Raw genomic sequence first — 16,526 nt, forward strand, 5'->3', positions numbered from 1 at the left:
AAAAGGGATCGATTCATGATGGACCAACCCGTATCGGTGACGTTGTTCGTTTTTGTCCCGCCTAATGAGATGGTGCCCGAGGCCGAACTGGCTGGGTTCGAACGATCCCGGCTTGATGTCAGTTATCAGCAGGAGGGCAGCATGCAGATTTCGACGCGTGAGGTCATGGTGGACATCAGTGATGCCTTGCAATGGATGGTGCCGGGCCTGTGCTTCGACGGGATCGTCGCGCTGCGAAAATCGGGCGAATACAGCTTGGATCTCTTCGCTTCTGACGAGAGAATCGCAATGCGGCGGAATGGAGATGAGATCGAACTGAAAGGTGAATATATCGAACCGAAGGTCTTTCCGGCAGACGCGTTCGAAACGGCGATGATCGAGGCAGGGAGGCGCTACTTGGCGCTCTCTGCGCGGTTGTGGCCTGACCGATCCGAGTCAGAAGTCCAGAACCTTAATGAGCGCGCTTCGGCTGCAGGAGCGATCGTACCTTGAGGGGACGTTGTTACATGCGTGGATAGGCCTTGTTGCACGGATAATCTGGAGCTCGAAACGCGCCCTGCCCGAGATGAGATTCAGGCGGTCCGTTCGAAACTTGGGCGACCAAGGCCGGTCATCCGGTTGAGAACTCGGACGCCGATCCCGGCTTCTATTTTCGGCTTTGATGGCTTCCATCCCCAAAACCTATCAGATGAGAAATCAGGGGATGTCCATTCCATCAAAGCCGTCTTGGCTCAAAAGCCAGCGAACTGTAAGCCAAATTATGTTAAAAAAGCCGGTTCGAGGTCCTTTGCGGAACCGGGCGAAATAGCACTCAAAGAGCTAACGATAAAGCCGCCGCTGGCGCGTGGCGCAGCGGATTCAACGAATGAGCCCAAATTGACTTGGCTGCGGCTTAGGCAAACTTTGAAACTAAAGCGATGGAGCAAGTGACGAATAGCAATGATTGGCGGTGATGACGCCGAGTAGACAATCCTGACACCTGATTTGCTAACCTTGTTGCAGGTTATATTGTTGGCTTTCAGACTTAAAATAGGAGACTACGAGTCCCAAAAATAACCGCCATTCTGCTCGAATAGTTTCCCTCTTCCTTTCGCAAGCACACTCGGGGTCAAAAGGATGATCGCCATCGCATATTGTGCAAATGAGCGAGTCAGAAAACAATTCGTATTCGGAGCCGTCGATTTTCATGCCCGCATGATATCGCGCAACATCAGAAAACTTCTGCGCACGTTCAAAATCGATCTGGCTCAGGTAGTCGTGTATGAATTGGACACTGACTTCTAGAGCGTCATCCAGTTTTTTCGCTTGATCTGCGAACTCATCCGTCCTGAACAACTCCTTCATTCTAAGCGGGCCAATGGCATTTCTGAAATTTCCATAAAACGAAAGCAGAAAATCATCTCTCTTCCTGCATCTAGAAAGGCTTTCCTCTACGTGCACAAAAATGCGTTCTTCGACATGCTTAAGCTCGTGCAGAGCGTCCTTGACGGTTTGATAACGTTCGTCCTTCCTACTTCGCGTCATTCCTTCAAATACGCGACAGATACTGTCTGGAATTCCCAATGCCTCTCCGTCTAGGTGTGGAGGGTCCGCAAATGCAGATGTCTTGACTTTTAGTATATGATTAATGATCGCGGTCAGGTTTTCCTCTTCAGGTGAAATATTGTAAAATACAGAAGGCAACCGGCCTGTTAGCATGTGGAATGCCAGTATGCCGAGTCTATAAACATCAGCCTGAGCAAAGTCGCGACCATGGTTGTAATTGGTGCTGAAACACTCCGGCGCGTTATACACTATGTCCTCAAGTCGAAGCTTGACATCTTCACCATTAAGAGCAGCTTTTGATGCGTCATGAAGCGTATTAACTACTTCAGCGCCGCCGACAAAATCTAGTCTTACTCGGGGAGTAAGAAACGGTTCGCACTTTTCATCTAGAAAAATATTCGATGGCTTGAGATTGACGTCAATATGCCCAATACTATGTGCGCTTGTTGTGGCTTTCCCAATTTTGTAAATGTACTTCCTAACTTCAAGCCAGTGCATAATCGCCCTAGGCCTCGGAGGCAGTACATTTACATCTGCAGTACTGCTAATTGTAATCTGTTTTCTTATTTCACCAGCTAGACTGCCGCATGCGAAGTACGGCATATGAAAATATGGCCTTTCCTTGACTTCAAGTGACGCGCGATAGATGGCGGCAAAATTGGGAAGATTGGAAACGCGCATTCCCGCTAATACGCTTTGCGCGAACCTTTCAGCGCCATTAGATGCAATGAACCTCTTTTCGACGAACCTTCTTTTTAAGTGTTTGTCTTCGCCTATCCTAACTGTCGTCTGGCTTCCAATTGTAATATTTGAGCGAAATTGCTGAACTCTGTCTTCCAACTGTCTTATATCATCAGAACTGAATTGCACGCTCTCTCTGTCGTTTGGGTCTGTGAGCGAATAGCTTATGTACGTGACACCTCTTAAATCAGCTCCCAGTTTTGGCTTGTCTGTCGTTGGAAGTGCTATGAATGACCTTTCGGTTCCGACTGTTCCAGTGAATAATCCAAATTCAAAGACGACATTCTCTGACGTAAGATGAGTATATTGCTCGTGATTGATCTCTCTGTCCGGTCCGAATATTGAGATATAGAAATCATAGATGTGTGGAAGTTGCTTTATGTGTTCAAATAGTATTTCCCCGTGTTTAGCGCTAGCGTCCTGCCACGAAACAACTTCCGCAAACTCGCGCACTTGCTCCTTAAGACATTCAGCAATTTTCAAATTCTCTTGGGAAGATGCAACGAAAATTGTTGGTTTGTAATGTTGAACCTCCACACAAAAGCCCTCCACACAATTTCCTGTAACACTACAATTATACGATGTTGGCCTGCACGGCGCAAACGCACAGTTTGTGGTTCGAAGCAGGAGTGAAGTTCATTGCTGATTTTAGCCCTAAAAGTTGCGATGGGCTTGTCCTTAACTCATAAGTTCCGCGCGGCAATCGCGCCTTGCACACTACCGATTTCGGCTTGCCTGTCCTCAGTGCGATTTGTTGAAACCAACCAAAGAAGCATCGAACTCAAAGGCAGTTTTGTTGGGCGTTGCGAGAGATCGACTACCCCGAGATTTTGCATTCGCAGCGAATAGCAGCAATCCGGGCAGCAGGCGCAGCGCCAATTCAGGGTTGTGAATGATCGGTTTGGGCAGTTCCTGATCTGAACGAGAGGGGCTTTGAATTAGGAAGCTGCGTTTGCACTGATGTCGGCTTTGAGCCGAGGCTGTGTGAAAACTCTGACTGTCCAGCGCGGTATGCCGAAAACAGCCTCTATGTGCGTTCTCTCGCACTTCTGAGAGAGCTTTTGCACAAGTGTCGAAAACGAGCGCGACGAGAGAGCTCAAGGGCCACAGCTTTAACACACCCTCAGCCCTTTGGCGACATTCGTTCGCATGCCCCCGCCATTTCTTTGAGGTGAGGTTTTTGATATACTTACCTCGGTAGTTTGGGGATCTTCCAATGCAATACAAAGAATTCGCCGACGCCGAAAAATCCGGATGGTCCGAGGACTCTAAGGCCGACGCATATGTTGGCCTTTTCGCACCCATTTCAAACCAACTAATCCCTTCACTCGTGCAAGCGACGCGCGCCGCTCACGACGGCATCGTGCTGGATCTTTGTTGCGGTCACGGGAATGCTGCCGAAGCTCTCGTACAGCAGGGGCGAAGGTAACCGGGCTTGATTTTTCGCCAGCAATGCTGGCTCGTGCCCGTCGTCGGGTTCCGAACGCCTCGTTTGTTGAAGGTGACGCAGCGAGCCTGCCGTTCGATGACAAGAGCTTCGATGCAGTCGTGTGCAATGTGGGCTTTGGTCATCTACCCGAACCAGATACGGTTCTCGCTGAGATTTCGCGGGTTCTCAGACCCGGCGGCGTCGCTGCGATGACGTCATGGCGCGAGCTCGAGCATTCTGCCAGTTTTCAAATTGTTTTTGGAGCAGTAAAGGCACACGGCGACCCAGGACTTGCGCCACCGGCACCTGACTTCCACCTTTTTTCCAAACGCGAGGCCGCTAATAATGCGCTTGCGGCGGCTGGATTCTTTGATCCCCAATTTACCGACATCGAGTCCGCGTTTCAATTCAACGACCCGAGCGGCTTTGCAGACGTATTTGAGCGTGCGACCGTCCGAGCGGCCATGCTTATCAGTTCGCAGACCTCTGCTGCGCGCGATGCCATTCGTCGGACCATGACACAGCGCGTCGCAGATGAATTCGGCGATGAAAACGGTGGGTGGCGTGTTCCATTTCCAGCGACAATGGTGACTGCGCACACGTAGCGTTGGTTATGCTGAGGCTTGAGTGGTCCAATCCAAAGCCTACGTCCGGTTTGTCCCGCACAGCCGACCTACGAACTTCCATTGATATTGGCGAGATGGCAGGGTGCGGGAAGATCTATTGCCTGTCATAACGCGTGTGTAAGGCTAACGGGCATCAGCCGTTTTCGGAGGCGGTTCATGGGTTTGCAGGTTTTAAGATGAGGGTGGGGTCTTGATTAGCAATCAAGTTTTTTAAGGCGCTGATCCGTACGGCGGGCCTTACCATCATAGAAGCGGATCGACGCCAGGTATTGCAAGGAAGGGTGCCGGAAGATGGCGGGACCGGTGAATGGAAGGCTAGATCTCGTACTTCTTTCGGTCCTTGGCGGCGGGCACCAAGACGTTGATCGCAATAAAGGCAGTATCTTCTTTCCACCCGCAACGGCGCGCTTCAGCCGCTAGTGGCATGTCTGTAGAGAATTGGGCGGCTATATCGCCAGCCAGATCAGTGGGGAGATAACCCAACATCGTATTGCCGCACTTCACTGCAACGGCGTTCTCATCGAATTTGTTGTCGGGCTCTCTCTCAAGGGCCACGGGCATCTTCGACCCTATCTGCTTCTTGATTAGAGCAATCGCTTCAGGGCGTTTGGCAACGCCCTTTACGCCAATGTCAGTACCGCCCTGCATCGCAACTATGCCAACGGGCCGATACTTCTTGCCCCAGTCCAGATCGACGGAATGCCACGCGTCTTGCTTGATTGGTGTGTTGGTATTGATAGTTAGGGGCACATGAGTGCTGGATGGGTGGTCTTTGCTTTTTTTGTTCTTAGGGATGAGAAACCACACGACAGCCGCAGCGGCCAAGATAATCAGCAGGAATTCCAAAGCGCAATCCTCTAGTCAACGGTTGCCACAGCATAAGATAGGCACGAATGCGATAGCAAACGACGGCGCAGATAAAATTGGCGGGAAATCCCCGAGTAGCCGGAAGATTGATCTCATAAGGATGGTATCTGCCCATTTGGAGCTATCGTCGCAGATTCCAAGGAGGATCATTTGCCGCAATCAATTGAGACTCAAGCGTGGCGATATCATCATCTTGATGCATCGGCAGCAGCCAAAGTGAGATATCTCGTTCTGAAGAGGTGATACGTGAGTTTAAGTGACAGTTGGTCGCTTGCCCATCGAGATAGCAGTTTTTGGGGTGGATCTTTCCATAGCCCTGATTGATACGCTTCTTCATAGCATCGCGACATCGACCAATGTACATAATCTCTTGGTCAACGAAGTAAGCGTATACTCCTCTTAGACCCCAGAACTCAGGATCTGAGATTGCGAATTCTGAGAACTCAAGGTCACCATATTTGTTCAAAAAGCTAAGGTAGAAAGCATCCCCTGACTTCTTGAGGTTTAGCAAGAAATCCCCCAAGGGTAGGTCCAAACTGGCTCTGAATCTTTCGGTCGCAGTGCTACTCAGCTTTTTGTACCGCTTATGCAAAAGTGTCTCGCGCAGCGTCTTGTTATTTTTGTGCGCAAATACGTTTCTAAATCGCTCGCAGCCAAATCGCAGGGGAACACTCACGAACTCCCTAGTGCCAAGGGACTCTGGCTTGTCAATTTGCATGGGCAAGTACTCCATACGGACACAATGTTTCAGTCTCTCACACCAATTGCTAGCCGTCCGTCGCACCGCCACGGGCGACAATCTCAAGCACCCCATCAGGCAATGCGCGCTGTAGCGCCCCAGCCTCGGTCCAAGGCGCTTTCAGCCACGTCTCAACCTCATCGGGCGTTTGAAGGATCACGGGCATAGCCTTTGGATGGATCGCACCCACAACGTCATTGGGTTCTGTGGTCAGGAAGCCGTAGAGGTCCGCGTTGACCTCACCTTCCTTGACCTTTCGCACGCTCGTCCAGTTCACCCAGACGCCCGCGAAGAACGCCAGGGGCCGATCCTCATTGAGCGCAAACCAGACCGGCTCGGATTTCCCGTCTGCATTCCTTCCCGGCTCAGAGAACGAGGTGAAGGGCACGACGCAACGGCTCTCCACAGCCAACCAGCGCCGCCAGTGTGGGCTTTTCGTGTTCCTGACGTTCGTCACGCCCCGATCCACCTTCTTGCCTTTCAGTGCGAAGGCAGGGCTTGGAATGCCCCATCGACCCATAGCTAGTTCCCTCTGGCCGTCGTTGTTGCGGAAAATCGGGGCAGTGTAGTCGGGGTAGATGCCGGGCAGCGGAGGCATGTTTCCAACCGCAGGGGTGGCTGTCATGGCCTTGGTGAAGTCAAGCACCGCCTGACGCGCGGATGTGTGTGAGTACAAGTTGCACATGGTTTTCCTAAGTCAATTTAGGACCGATGGCGTTGGCCGATCAAGGTACTGATAACCGGCAAATTGGCTCCCAGAATTCGCTTGGCTGGCCAGTGTCAATGAGAGCAGCTAGTGTCTTTAGGCCATCCCAGGGTGAGCCAAGCCATTCAGGGGGCATTGGATTTTTTGAGGGACTAACCTTGGTTATATTGCTGTGCGGTCTTCAGTCCCCGATAAATATCGGGATGATATTGCGAACTGCAGAACTATTCGGCTGGGAAGTTCAGCTATGCGACCGGTTCGGCGTAATGGGATCATCTGACAATGTGGATACGATAAGGGATTTTTCTTGCGGAGCATTGGACCGGGGTACATTGGCTACTATAGCCGGTTCCTTCGATGGTCTTGAGCTAACTAAAGCAAACAGACTAATTGCTGCCAGTGGATCACCCGATGCCACTCCACACAGAGAAATGAAATGGCGTAAAGGAGACTGGCTTTTGATTGGGAATGAGTACGATGGCCTCCCAGACGAGGCGCGAGCAATCTCTAACATCGAAATTCGGATTCCGGTTCCCAATGGGTATTTTGTTAAACCACCATCAAACTCGCCTATCGACCAGATTCGGCAGCTTCCACCGTCGCGTCATGGAGAGCCAAGCTTGAATGCTTCGGTTGCCACTGGAATCATCTTAGCCAGCGCCTTTGATGGTGGAAGTAATTGAGTGCTCTATTACGTATTACTGCGACGGGTGAAAAAGGCACACACAGATGATGGAATCGCAGAAAGTTAGCAATGATGAGTTTGGCTGGCGTGGCTTGTTGCGGCAAGCAGCATTTAATGACACCTATTCTCCAATTCTTAAAAAGAAGGTAGTCATTCCTGTTGTGGCTTCGCCAATAGTAGTTGGCGTTTTCATTGCGCTTATCACCCAAAACACTAAGGACGAGTTGCTCATTGAGCAGATGTTGACTCAGTGGGCCAGCGGGGTCACGGGTCGTGACCTGTTCTTGGTCGCCCTGATGCTGGGTCTGCTATTCCTAGTTGATCTAGTAGTGAGTGCCTCCAGACTGGCAAGTGCGAGATTCAGCGCCATGACAGGCGAACGCGCCGCTGAGGTAGATGGGCTAAAGGCGCAGATGCAATCGCAAAAAAGGGAACATGAGCAGGTTCTCACTGAGGAACGGCAGGCATTTTCGGAAGAAATCGCATTGAAGGATCAAATCATACTAGATGAGAAGGCAGCGGCACGTATCGATCGAACTACAGGTGTGCCAAACGAACTCTCGCTGCATGACCAAATGGCTTCGCTTATCCGCCCAGGCGTGGTCCTTATCATGGTTGATCTTGTAAACTTTGGTGAGTTCAACACCAAATACTCTACAGGAAAGGCGAATTTGGTGTTAAAAGAGATTGCACAGTACATGTTTCGCAACTCACGCCGCGTCGAGCACATATTTCGCATGCTGGAAGACGAAAAGGGCGGACGACGGGTCATTCAAGAAGACGGTTGGACATTTAGATTGCACAGACGAGGCGATGAGTTTCTCATTGTTTTGAATGGCGGGGAACTCGACGCCCTGGGGTTCCTGAATCGATTGCGGAAAGAAACTCAATCAGCGAATTCAAGGATATCAAAAGCTGGCGCTGAGGACATTCTCTTTTATGCAGGTATTTTTTCTGTGATTGGTTCAATAAGCCCGGCAGAGTGTCTGCACTACGTTGATCAGTGTCTGGCAACTGCTCGCGCAAACCCCGAAAGCGGTCGGGTGGTATGGCACTCAGGGAACTCTTACGAGCAAATGATACAAGAAGAAAACGAACCTGATAGAGCCTTCCAATTCCGTGTTGGCTTGTTCAAGTCGTTCGAGACCGAGTCTTATTGGCGTGGAAAGAAGCCTCTGGCGGAGAGAGAACCGGACAGCGATTTAGAGCCTTGATGGGAACAACGTTTCTATCTTTGGTCATAGTCCCCAGCATCACTGTCTTCCACGTCTGGATGAGCTTTGCGGGACGGCGGCCCAGGCGTGGCGGGGGTGACAGGCTTCGTTCCCCAACCCTTCATCATCCGCATCAGGCGAATATGCTCCGGGCTTCCGAGCACAAACCGCGCGCCCTCAACATCGTCAGGATCCGGCATGGGGCCTTGATACTTTCCAATCTTCTCGTCTTCAAAATCAGGCATGGTCACCTCGAATCAAATTGACGGTATCAGAATGTTCTCTAAATGTTCCTATCATGCCTGCGTCGAATCCACCAGCCGGACCGGATGTGTCGCAAACTTTGGTCGGGATGTTGCGCCTTGGCGCGGTTTGATCCAATGGCTGGTTGGTCTTTGACAGAGTTTAGGAATGTCTGATGATCGACTTCAAAGGTGCGCATTACCCGCAATCGGTTATCCTGTTCGCGATCTACTTCTACGTCCGGTACGGCGTCTCGTACCGTGACCTGGAAGAGATCATGGCGGAACGTGGCGTGTCGGTTGATCATGCGACGCTGAACCGCTGGGTCGTGAAGTACTCACCCCTGGTCGCTCGCGCTGCGCAGAAACGGAAGGCCAGCAGCGAAGAATCCTGGCGTATGGATGAGACCTATCTCAAGGTTCGTGGTGAATGGGTGTACCTGTATCGTGCCGTCGATCGCGACGGTCAAACCCTTGATTTCATGCTTTCTAAGAAGCGAGATACGAAGGCAGCAAAGAAGTTCTTCGCCAATGCACTGCACAACAATGGCATTCCGAAACGGATCACGATCGACAAAAGCAGGAGCAATGCGGCCGGGATCAAAGAGATCAACAAAATATTCAAGCGATTGCGGATGCCGGTTACGATTGACACTGTTAGATCAAAATACTTGAACAACATTATCGAGCAGGATCACCGGTTCATCAAGCGGCTCACAAGGCCGACGCTCGGTTTCAAAAGCTTCGTCTCAGCAGCAGCGACACTTGCAGGCATCGAGACCGCCAACATGATCCGCAAGGGCCAGCTGGGACCTTCGACAAGCGGATTCCGTCAATTTGCAGAGCTCGCAGGTTAAATCCACCCACTCAATGCGATAGCTCTGAAGCACTCCAAAGTTTGCGACACAACCGGCGCGGGGCTATTCCCGTATGTCATCGTGATTCTGGGGCTGGCAAATGTGCTGGCCGACGGCTTTTCCATGGCGGCTGCCAATTACTCGGGCGTGAAAGCTGAAAGGGATAACATAGCGCGCATTCGCAAGATCGAAGAACGCCACATCCAGGACTACCCCGAAGGTGAACGGCTTGAAGTGCGGGAAATCCTGTCGCGCAAAGGGCTCAAAGGGCATGTTCTCGACCAAGCGACGGATGCGATAACCGAAGATCGGAACAATTGGATCGCGCTTATGTTAGAGGGCGAATACGGGTTGGGCGGGGTTGATCCTCGCCCGCTACGATCGGCGACGACAACATTCCTGTCTTTTCTCGTTGCGGGAATGATCCCCTTGTTGCCTTTCATGCTCGGGCTGACAGACGCATTCGCAGTATCGGCCTGGGTAACCATGGCGACCTTCTTTGCGATCGGGGCGTTCAAGAGTTTCTGGTCGCTCAGCCCGTGGTGGCGCTCGGCTATCGAAACGTCGCTCATCGGAGGGGTTGCGGCGATAATCGCATTTGGAGTGGGCACCATGTTTCACATCTGACGACCGGGTCCGCAACAACGACCTGTTAAGACTCTTTAGTGCGGAAATCCATCCCGGTTGCAAGCAACCAACCCAAGCGGACCTTACTTCGCGCAATGAAGGATAATGTCATGAAACCAGCACGTTACCTCACACTCTCGTTCCTAATCTCAAGCACGATTTCGGGCGCATTGTCCGCCGAAGAAGGCGATGTCGAAATGGGGCGCAACATCGCCGAGGAATACTGTGTGCATTGCCATGATGTGAGCAGGAGTGGACCATTCAAGATGGACCCGCCGAGCTTTGCGGCGATCGCAAAATACAGATCCGAAGATCAGATCAGAAAACGCATCGTAAATCCTACTCATGAGGACATGCCACGCTACATAAAATACATGATCGGCGGGAATATTGGTGACATGGTGGCTTATATCGTTTCATTGGAAGACTGATCTGGAATTTGAGCCCCAAGCTGACCTCAGCACGTGTTATCCTTGCTTTGCAAAATCACTGGATTTACGGGCTAGCCATCCCGCGCGACAGATCGCCGGAAGAGGCCGAGGCTCATCGTCAGTAGCGCGATCCCCAGCAGAGCCATCCACGCGAATTCCGGCCACACCGTTTCGATGCCGGCACCCTTGAAGATGATGGCCTGACTGGCCGACATGTAGTGGCGCGACGGCAGGATAAGCGTACCGACCTGCAGCCAATCCGGCTGACCTTCGATGGGTGTTTCACCTCCTGATAGCATGAGCATCGGCAAGACGATCAGCATCACCAGCAGTGCGAATTGTGCCATGGAGCGCGCCAGCGTGGCCAGAAAGACCCCGAGCGCTGTTGCGGTGAAGAGAAAGAGCGCAGTACCAAGCAGGAACAGCGCCTTGGATCCGGCGATGCTGATCCCCAGGGAGCCCTGCATGACAAATGTCAGAGACAGTCCGGCGGCGACCAGCACCACCGCGGCATTCGCCCAGATCTTGGCCACCGCGATGTCAAACGGGGAAATCGGCATGGCCAGCAGATGCTCGATGGTGCCGTGCTCGCGTTCCCGGATCATAGCGGCCCCTGTCAGAATCGTAGTCAGCCACATGATCTGACCGATCAGCGCGACAATGCCGGCAAAGCGCACCGTATCGCGGTTCAGGTTGAACGCGCTGCGCAGGATGACATCCACCGGAGGAGGGTCAACCAGATCAGCGCCGATGGCAAAGCGGCGAATCTCGTCGCCCAGGATATTGATGATGTAGTTTGCGCCGATCCCCGCCTGCTCCATAGCAGTCGCATCGATCATGACCTGGATTTCCGGCGCACGCCCCGCGCGCACGTCCTTTTCGAAACCGGGCGGCACCGCGACGACGAACAGAAACCGTCCCGCATCCATTTGGACAGCGCCTGATCCCGGTACGATCTGGACAACAGGCTGAAACTCAGGTGGAAAGAACGCGGTGGCCAAGGCACGCGACAGCGGCGAATTGTCTTCATCCGCAAAGGCGATGGAGGCGTTGTTCACGGAACTCGCCACACCGGTTGCTTCCATGATTGGCGCAAGTGTAAAGGACCAGACCAGCAGGGCCATCATCACCCAGTCGCGGCGCAGGCTCATCATCTCCTTCAACCCAAGCCAGAAAATGCAGGACAGGCGTTGCATTCATTTCTCCTGCGCGCGGAGAGAGAGAACGGCGATCGCGGTCAGCACTGGCCCGAAACAGGCAAGGGCCAGAAGGTCAGGCGCGAGTGCCTCCCACCCCAACCCCTTGGTAAACGCGCCCACATTCAAGTGCAGAAAGTAGGAGGACGGCCAGAGTGATCCGATCATTTGGGCACCTCCCTCAAGCGTCGAAACCGGCTGAAGCAGACCCGAGAACTGGATCGTCGGCACAACCGAGGCAATGGCCGTCGCAAAGGTTGCAGCGACCTGGCTGGATGTCATGGTCGCGATCAGCAGACCGTAGGAGGTGGTTGCCCAGACATACAGCAGCGCACCTATGGCAAGAGGGATGGGATTGCCCTTGAGCGGCACGCCGAAGACAACAATTGTCATCCATGCCAGCAGAACGAAGTTCGCGTAGGCGATCACGAGATAGGGGATTTGTTTGCCGATCAGAAACTCCAGCCGCGTCGTCGGTGTGACGTAGAAGTTGATCACAGACCCCAATTCCCGTTCGCGCGCGACGCTGACCGCTGTCAGGACTGCGGGCAGCATGATCAGCAAGATCGCGGGCATGGCCGGGGCCATCGCAGCAATGCTCTCGAAGTTCTGGTTATAACGAAACCGGGGTTCGATCCGGGCAATCTCGCTTTGTTGCGCGCCATCGTCGCGGGCCAGCGCGTCCAGAAAGGTTTGGTGCAACCCTGCGACATAACCCTCAACCGTCTCTCCCTTGAATGGAATCGCGCCGTCCACGGTCGCCAGAACTTCGGTTGCCTCGCCCGCGCGCAGCTTGCGCCCGAAATCGGGCGGCAACTCGACCACCAGAGAAACATCGCCCCCAATCAACCGATCACGACCTTCCGCCGCGTCGGTCAAGTGTGCGGTGGGCCTGAAGTATCGCGATCCTGCGATCTCAGCAGAATATGCGCGGCTCTCCGGACCCTGTGACAGATCCAGGACGGCGAAGTCCAACTCATCGATATCGAGGGTGATCCCAAAGCAGAAGACCAGCATCAGCAGCGCCGACCCAAGGAAGGCGAAGGCAAGGCGCACGGGGTCGCGCAACACTTCAACCGACTCGCGCCGCGCATAGGCGAGAACGCGACTGAGGCCAGCAGCGGCCTTTCTGGTGGTGGCATGAAGGTCTACTTTGGGGGCGACTACCGGCGCTGGAGACTCGGCGGCTTTCAATATCGAGATAAAGGCCTCTTCCAGGCTGTCTGTATCTTCGGCGGCGATCAATTCACCCGGCGTTCCCTCGGCCAGTACGCGGCCCGCATGCATGAAGGAGACCCGGTCGCATCGTTCCGCTTCGGCCATGAAATGAGTCGAGACGAAGATTGTGACGTCCTCTTCGCGGGAAAGCTCGATCAACAGATCCCAGAAAGCGTCGCGCGCCTCGGGGTCAACGCCCGATGTTGGCTCATCCAGAATGAGCACGCGGGGTCGGTGGATCACCGCAACGGCTAGCGACAGGCGTTGCTTGATGCCAAGCGGCAGCGCCGCGGCCAGCGTCTTATCGTGTGCCTTCAGTCCAAAGCGTTCCGTCAGCTGCTCGATCCGGGCCGCCCGGTCCGCGATCGTAAAGACGCGGGCATGAAGTTCGAGATTCTGGTAAACGGTCAATTCGCCATAGAGCGAAAACGCCTGGCTCATGTAACCGATCTCGCGGCGCATCTCGCAGTCGCGCGCATCGACTGGGTTGCCGAAAAGCAGAGCCTCGCCTGCACTTGCTGGAAGCAGGCCGGTCAGCATCTTCATGGTTGTCGACTTGCCGCAGCCATTCGAACCAAGAAAGCCAAAGATCTCACCGCGATTGATCGAGAAATCGACGCTATCGACCGCAGTGAAATCGCCAAACCGCCGGGTCAGCCCGCAGGCGACGATCACAGGTTCTGCATAATGTTTTCGAACGACGGAATGATCAGGTATTGGACGAGGCTGTTCCGTCGCGCGCAGCTGCCGATAGGCGGTTTCAAGATCGTCGTTTTTCCCTCGTAACGTGTCTGGCCTGCCCTGAAAGATCACCCGCCCCGCATCCATTGCGACGATCCAGTCAAAACTCTGTGCCTCTTCCATGTAAGCGGTCGAAACCAGTATGGAGAGGCAGGGGTTGTCTTGTCGGATGGCATCGATCAGCGCCCAGAATTGACGACGCGACAATGGATCGACGCCAGTCGTCGGCTCGTCGAGCACCAAGAGCTTCGGGTCATGGATCAGCGCGCAGCAAAGCCCGAGCTTCTGCTTCATGCCACCAGAGAGCTTGCCCATAAGACGGTCTTCAAACGGCGCAAGCCCGGTCGCCATCAGCAAGGCCGAAATCCGAATGTCACGTTCCTGCTCATCCTGTCCAAAAAGGCGTGAGAAGAACTCAAGGTTCTCGCGCACCGACAGTTCGGAATAGAGATTTCGGCCCAGGCCCTGTGGCATGAAAGCGATTGCCGGGCAGACGCGGCGCCGATGCGAGGCGTCGTCAATCGACCCGCCAAGAACCTCAATCGATCCCGATTGCAGTTTCTTCGCTCCGGTGATCAGGCCTAGAAGCGTTGACTTGCCGACCCCATCTGGCCCGATGAAGCCTACCAGTTGACCATTGGGCAAATCCAACGAAACCGCATCCAATGCAGTGTGTCTGCGGTAGCGATGCGTAACGGCTGCGACTCGAAACGTCTCCGTATCGGCTTCGACACTCATTCGAACAGCTCGGGTGGGATACGTCTTTCCAGCGCGTCCGGCCAGGCGCTGTTGGTATCATACCGGATCACGGCGACGCCGCGAAGACCGGTTTTGACATGTTGGATTCGGTCCTCGACCAGTTCTCGCGGGATGCGGACACGAACGCGAAAGACAAGTTGATCACGCTCGTCGATTGTCTCGACTTGCTTCGGCGTGAACTGGGCTTCTGGCGAGACGAATGTAACAGTCGCCGGGATGGCATATTCCGGTAGCGCGTCAAGCACGATGCGCGCCTCTGCCCCGATCGGCAAAAGCCCTGCCTCGCGGGCGGGAAGGAAGACCTCCATATACACGTTCTCGAGATTGAGAAGCGTCAGGATCGGTGCGCCGGCGCCGACAACCTCGCCTGGTTCGGCCAGCCGGTAGAGCACACGTCCCAATACCGGCGCGAATAGCGAACTGTCTTCGATCTGCGCTTCGATGACGCGTGCACCCGCTTCAGCCGCCGCGATCTGGCTGTCGGCTGTTGCGACCCTTGCTTTTGCCGCGCCCAGAACCGCCTCGGCGACCCGATGGGTGGTTTCGCGTTCTTCGAAGACAGCCTCCGAGATGTTCTGCCCGGCCAGCAGCGCCGTCGCCCGGTCGAAATCGTGCTCTGCCTTACGTTGCTCACTCTGACGTTGAACGACCACCGCTTCGGCTTCGGCCTTGGTCTGCTGCGCCAGTGCGATCTCGGCTTTGGCCCGGTCGAGCGACGCCGCAAGTTCATCGGTATCCATTAGGACCAAAGCGTCACCCGTTGCGACCAGGCTCCCCTCAGCCGCCATGACCTTTGCAACACGACCCGCAAGCGTTGGTGCGATCTCGACCTGCTCCGCCTCGATCCGGCCATTGCCCTGGACGAAGCCATCTGGAAGTGCGTTTTCGTTTTCAGAAAGGAACAGATATCCTACGGCACCTGCGATTAACATTGCTGCCAAGGCAAGACCTACTCGTGTTGTTTTCCCCATAATCTGACCCCGCCGGTAGCCACAGCTTCGAAGTCTATGTCCGATCAGCCTGTCATGCCTTGCGTTGGATCAACTTTACCGTCACGACAGTTGAGGTTTTCGACAGGCCGGGTCGCCGCAAGCCCCACTCGGGCTCAATGAAAGCAGCACCTGCGCATTCAGGCTGCCGTCAGTTCGGGTCTGGAGTCTTGCCATGCCTGGCTTTGGCCAGACCAGTCAGTCCAACATCTTTGATAACGTGGTTACGTTCGAGTTCGGGGCTGACGCCCGACGATGCAGTTAGTTGCGGCTTAGGTGCTTTTGATTTGTACTGCTTGTCTCGTAGATCCACACCCCGATCTGCTCGCTTTTTCCCCTAAGGTCCTGCATACCCACAAGCTTCAGCTTTGAAGTCAGCGTTTGCTTTATTTTTCCTCTTTGACTGATTGATTCAATCAGATCATTGCTGACTACCAAAGATGTGTTCAGCATCCTGGTGAGAGTTTCAAGTCTGCTTGCAACATTTACCGTATCCCCGATGACGCTGTATTCCAGCCGTCGCTGATTGCCTATGTCGCCGGAGATGACAGGACCGTAGTGAACCCCGATGCCAATGTGGACCGGGAGACTTCCATTTGCTTCTCTCTCCCTGTTCCATTTTTCGAGCGAGCTCAACATTTCGAAGGCACAGTTCAGCGCGTTTTCGGCATCATCCGAACCGGGATCCGGCGTGCCAAAGGTCGCCATCAATCCGTCGCCAAGGTATTTGTCCAGCGTTCCACCGTTTTCAAAGACGGCTTTGCCAAGCCGGTCATGATAATCTCGAAGGAACGCGACAACCTCACTCGGGGTATTACGGGGATGGTTGCGCGCTTGGCTCTCATTCCCTCGTTTGGGTGTTGCCAGATTAGCTTTCGCTCGCTTGCTCATGCTGGCCGTTGAACGTAGGTGAC

16 protein-coding genes are annotated in these 16,526 nt (G+C 53.9%); 7 read left to right on the plus strand and 9 right to left on the minus strand.

What is annotated here, in order from left to right:
- Window positions 1-15 precede the first annotated feature (15 nt).
- Window positions 16-492, plus strand: coding sequence for a hypothetical protein (locus tag Q5Y75_RS23880; RefSeq protein ID WP_306202245.1), 477 nt, complete (start codon window positions 16-18; stop codon window positions 490-492).
- Window positions 493-987: 495 nt separating this feature from the next.
- Here Q5Y75_RS23880 and Q5Y75_RS23885 read toward each other — a convergent pair whose 3' ends face one another.
- Window positions 988-2,823, minus strand: a complete 1,836-nt coding sequence (locus Q5Y75_RS23885; RefSeq protein ID WP_306202248.1) for a TIR domain-containing protein — start codon at window positions 2,821-2,823, stop codon at window positions 988-990.
- A gap of 840 nt (window positions 2,824-3,663) precedes the next feature.
- Between Q5Y75_RS23885 and Q5Y75_RS23890 the strand changes: the two genes are divergently transcribed.
- On the plus strand, window positions 3,664-4,320 hold the full coding sequence (locus Q5Y75_RS23890; protein ID WP_306202277.1) for a class I SAM-dependent methyltransferase: 657 nt from the start codon (window positions 3,664-3,666) through the stop codon (window positions 4,318-4,320).
- A gap of 336 nt (window positions 4,321-4,656) precedes the next feature.
- On the opposite strand, the gene Q5Y75_RS23895 is transcribed toward Q5Y75_RS23890, so the two are convergent.
- The 3 genes from Q5Y75_RS23895 to Q5Y75_RS23905 form a co-directional block, all read right to left on the minus strand.
- Window positions 4,657-5,187 (minus strand): HIRAN domain-containing protein, encoded by a 531-nt coding sequence (locus Q5Y75_RS23895; protein WP_306202250.1) that lies wholly within the window; start codon window positions 5,185-5,187, stop codon window positions 4,657-4,659.
- 142 nt (window positions 5,188-5,329) lie between these two features.
- Complete coding sequence (locus tag Q5Y75_RS23900; protein ID WP_306202252.1) at window positions 5,330-5,926, minus strand: GIY-YIG nuclease family protein; 597 nt, start codon at window positions 5,924-5,926, stop codon at window positions 5,330-5,332.
- A 49-nt stretch (window positions 5,927-5,975) separates the two neighbouring features.
- Window positions 5,976-6,632 carry an SOS response-associated peptidase gene (locus tag Q5Y75_RS23905; protein ID WP_306202254.1) on the minus strand — a complete coding sequence of 219 codons (657 nt, stop codon included), beginning with the start codon at window positions 6,630-6,632 and terminating at the stop codon, window positions 5,976-5,978.
- A gap of 179 nt (window positions 6,633-6,811) precedes the next feature.
- Between Q5Y75_RS23905 and Q5Y75_RS23910 the strand changes: the two genes are divergently transcribed.
- Together Q5Y75_RS23910 and Q5Y75_RS23915 are read left to right on the plus strand one after the other, a co-directional pair.
- The gene (locus Q5Y75_RS23910) at window positions 6,812-7,336 is read left to right on the plus strand and encodes a TrmH family RNA methyltransferase (protein ID WP_306202256.1); all 525 of its coding nucleotides are present in this window, start codon (window positions 6,812-6,814) and stop codon (window positions 7,334-7,336) included.
- Between the two features lie 46 nt (window positions 7,337-7,382).
- Window positions 7,383-8,552, plus strand: a complete 1,170-nt coding sequence (locus Q5Y75_RS23915) for a diguanylate cyclase domain-containing protein (RefSeq protein ID WP_306202257.1) — start codon at window positions 7,383-7,385, stop codon at window positions 8,550-8,552.
- 14 nt (window positions 8,553-8,566) lie between these two features.
- On the opposite strand, the gene Q5Y75_RS23920 is transcribed toward Q5Y75_RS23915, so the two are convergent.
- Window positions 8,567-8,797: a hypothetical protein gene (locus tag Q5Y75_RS23920; RefSeq protein ID WP_306202259.1), complete on the minus strand. Its 231-nt coding sequence runs from the start codon at window positions 8,795-8,797 to the stop codon at window positions 8,567-8,569.
- 173 nt (window positions 8,798-8,970) lie between these two features.
- On the opposite strand from Q5Y75_RS23920, the gene Q5Y75_RS23925 reads away from it, so the two are divergent.
- The 3 genes from Q5Y75_RS23925 to Q5Y75_RS23935 all read left to right on the plus strand — a co-directional run bounded on the left by Q5Y75_RS23925 (window position 8,971) and on the right by Q5Y75_RS23935 (window position 10,709).
- Window positions 8,971-9,651 carry an IS6 family transposase gene (locus Q5Y75_RS23925; RefSeq protein WP_306202261.1) on the plus strand — a complete coding sequence of 227 codons (681 nt, stop codon included), beginning with the start codon at window positions 8,971-8,973 and terminating at the stop codon, window positions 9,649-9,651.
- Window positions 9,652-9,675: 24 nt separating this feature from the next.
- A complete protein-coding gene (locus Q5Y75_RS23930; protein ID WP_371933303.1) occupies window positions 9,676-10,278 on the plus strand; it encodes a VIT1/CCC1 transporter family protein in 603 nt (200 codons plus the stop codon).
- Window positions 10,279-10,388: 110 nt separating this feature from the next.
- Window positions 10,389-10,709, plus strand: a complete 321-nt coding sequence (locus Q5Y75_RS23935; protein ID WP_306202265.1) for a c-type cytochrome — start codon at window positions 10,389-10,391, stop codon at window positions 10,707-10,709.
- A gap of 71 nt (window positions 10,710-10,780) precedes the next feature.
- On the opposite strand, the gene Q5Y75_RS23940 is transcribed toward Q5Y75_RS23935, so the two are convergent.
- The 4 genes from Q5Y75_RS23940 to Q5Y75_RS23955 form a co-directional block, all read right to left on the minus strand.
- A complete protein-coding gene (locus tag Q5Y75_RS23940) occupies window positions 10,781-11,905 on the minus strand; it encodes an ABC transporter permease (protein ID WP_306202267.1) in 1,125 nt (374 codons plus the stop codon).
- Complete coding sequence (rbbA, locus tag Q5Y75_RS23945) at window positions 11,906-14,602, minus strand: ribosome-associated ATPase/putative transporter RbbA (protein ID WP_306202269.1); 2,697 nt, start codon at window positions 14,600-14,602, stop codon at window positions 11,906-11,908. It abuts the gene before it with no gap.
- On the minus strand, window positions 14,599-15,555 hold the full coding sequence (locus Q5Y75_RS23950) for an HlyD family secretion protein (protein ID WP_306202279.1): 957 nt from the start codon (window positions 15,553-15,555) through the stop codon (window positions 14,599-14,601). Before Q5Y75_RS23950 ends, rbbA begins: the two co-directional genes overlap by 4 nt.
- A 318-nt stretch (window positions 15,556-15,873) precedes the next feature.
- The coding region (locus Q5Y75_RS23955; protein ID WP_306202271.1) for an adenylate/guanylate cyclase domain-containing protein at window positions 15,874-16,526 on the minus strand (653 nt) is incomplete at its 5' end.

Source organism: Ruegeria discodermiae (genome assembly GCF_030758345.1).
Classification (GTDB): Bacteria; Pseudomonadota; Alphaproteobacteria; order Rhodobacterales; family Rhodobacteraceae; genus Ruegeria_C.